This window comes from Micrococcus sp. APC 4021, from assembly GCF_030407635.1.
Taxonomy (GTDB): domain Bacteria; phylum Actinomycetota; class Actinomycetes; order Actinomycetales; family Micrococcaceae; genus Micrococcus; species Micrococcus luteus.
Window position 1 is genome coordinate 1 of the sequence record NZ_JASDCZ010000197.1, and the last position, 2,059, is coordinate 2,059.

The window sequence follows — 2,059 nt, forward strand, 5'->3', positions numbered from 1 at the left end:
GTCAGGCGGCGGGCTTGCCCTTCTTCTGCCTGTCGTCCTTCTCGTCCTTGCCGCCGGGCAGGGCGCGACGGATCGCACCGAAGACGCCGCCGTCGTCCTTGGTGCCATCGGCGCGCCCCTGTGCGGCGCCCTCGCGGATCTCGCCGGGGATCACCATCGGCAGGGGGCCGAAGAGCTCCGCGGCGTTCTCCATCACGGCCTTGCCCATGGCGCGGTTGCCCACGCCGCCGATCACGGCGCCCACGCCGAACGGCACGGCGCGGCCCACGAAGCCGGCACCCTGCCGCAGGAGCATCTTGCGCATGAACGTCCTCTTGAGGCGATCCACCACGAACGCGCTGATGCCGGTGCCCGATGCGGTGCCCGCGAGCGCGTTGAGGCTGGACTGCGGGTCGTAGGGACGGCCGGCCTTGGCGGCGGCCTCGCGGAGCAGCTCCTTGGCGTCGTCGCCGAGCATGAGGCCCATGACGAGGGCCTGGGCGCGCTGCGGGTCCTGCGTGGTGATGCCGTGCAGCTCGGCGAGGGACTGCGCGTAGAGGGCGGTGGCCTCCATGAAGCCGGCGACCGCGACACCGGACAGGCCGAGCGCGGCCACGGTGCCGATGCCCGGGACGATCGCGGTGCCGCCCACGGCGGCACCGGCCCCCGTGACGGTGGTCAGGTACTGCTGCCCGAGCCGCTCGGCGAGACGCTCCGGGCTCTCCCCCGGGTGCTTCGCCGCCATGCGCTGGATGTTCTTCAGGACCAGGGGGCGCTGGACCGCCAACACCGTGGAGAGGGCCTTCTCGAAGCCCTCCGTGGGCTCGCCGTTCTCATCGAGTGCCGACTTCAGCCCGAAGTCCTTCACCTTCCCGGACGCGTACCGGCCGATCGTCGAGTTCTTTGCCATGCGCGCCACAGTATCGGCGCGCGACCCCCGCGGTCAGGACCCGGGCGTCGCCGCGCGCAGGGAGTGCTCGAGGAAGATGCGCACGTCACGGACCTCGTCGGGGCCGGTCCCGTGCAAGATCCCGGGGTAGGTGCGCACGGTCAGGCGGGTGTGCTCCTCGGCCCACGCGCGGGTGTGGGCGACGGCGTCCGGATGGATCACGGGATCCTCGGCGTCCCGGCCCCAGAAGAACGGGCGCGGGCCCGGTCCCTCGGCCGGGGAGTCGAGCATGGCCAGCAGCTCGTTGTCGACGGCGAAGCCGCTCAGGCCCACACCGCAGGTGAACGCCTCGGGGCGCAGACGCAGGACCGTCGTCGCCATGGCCATGCCCTGGGAGAAGCCGAGCACCGAGACCGTGCGGAAGCCGGCCGCCACGACCTCCTCGGCGGAGAGCACGTCGAACACGCGGTGGGCGGCGGCGAGCACCTGGGCGAAGTCGGACTGCAGCAGCAGGTCGAGCAGGAACCAGCCGTGCGCGCCGGGGTCGCCCGGGCCTTCGGACGCCGTCTCGTCGATCTCGAAGCCGCCGCGCACCGCCAGGCCGGTGCACCGCTCCGGGAGCATCGGGAAGTGGCGGCGCGCCGCGCGGACCTCGTTGGAGCCGTAGCCGTGGAACACGAGCACCAGGTCCGTGCCCGCGCGCTCCGCCGGCGGGCGCGACCACACCACGCTGTGGCCGGAACTGATCGTCTCGGTGACTGGTGGGGGCGTGGGGCTCATGGCTCCATCCTAGGGAGGGCCCCCGACCGGGCATCGCGCCTAGTCAGGGGCCGCTCTCGGGTGGGCCCTGCGGGGATCGAACCCGCGACCGGCGGATTCTCGGGGCCTGGTCCTGGATGGTACGCACGGGGTCCCGTCTACCGCATGATTCCGCGGAATCTACGCCTCCCCTCTCCGCCGTTGGCCTGATCGGAACACGTCATTTCCCGACGTTTAGGGTGGGTAAAGGGTGGGCGGTTCACGGGTGTGCGGCGGCCCCATGCGACACTCCCCGCATGAACCTCCTCAGCGGCCGCACCCCGCGCGCAAAGAAACTCCCTGCACTCGCCCTAGTTGTAGGAGGGCATGACGTTGTTGACTCGGGCCGGGGCCAACGAGGCCGGCGGGGCGTTCCCGCAGGAGGTATGAGGC

Annotated in this window: 2 protein-coding genes; both read right to left on the reverse strand. The window is 72.0% G+C overall.

Annotated features, from left to right (window positions below; all coding sequences use genetic code 11):
* Window position 1 precedes the first annotated feature (1 nt).
* A complete protein-coding gene (locus QL983_RS11085; RefSeq protein ID WP_119217613.1) occupies window positions 2–889 on the reverse strand; it encodes a hypothetical protein in 888 nt (295 codons plus the stop codon).
* Between the two features lie 33 nt (window positions 890–922).
* On the reverse strand, window positions 923–1,648 hold the full coding sequence (locus QL983_RS11090) for an esterase (RefSeq protein WP_041103593.1): 726 nt from the start codon (window positions 1,646–1,648) through the stop codon (window positions 923–925).
* Window positions 1,649–2,059: the final 411 nt, after the last annotated feature.

Bases quoted from the DNA above. Each gene is read 5' to 3' on its own strand.
- QL983_RS11085 (WP_119217613.1), bottom strand. From the start codon at position 889: ATGGCAAAGAACTCGACGATCGGCCGGTACGCGTCCGGGAAGGTGAAG.
- QL983_RS11090 (WP_041103593.1), bottom strand. From the start codon at position 1,648: ATGAGCCCCACGCCCCCACCAGTCACCGAGACGATCAGTTCCGGCCAC.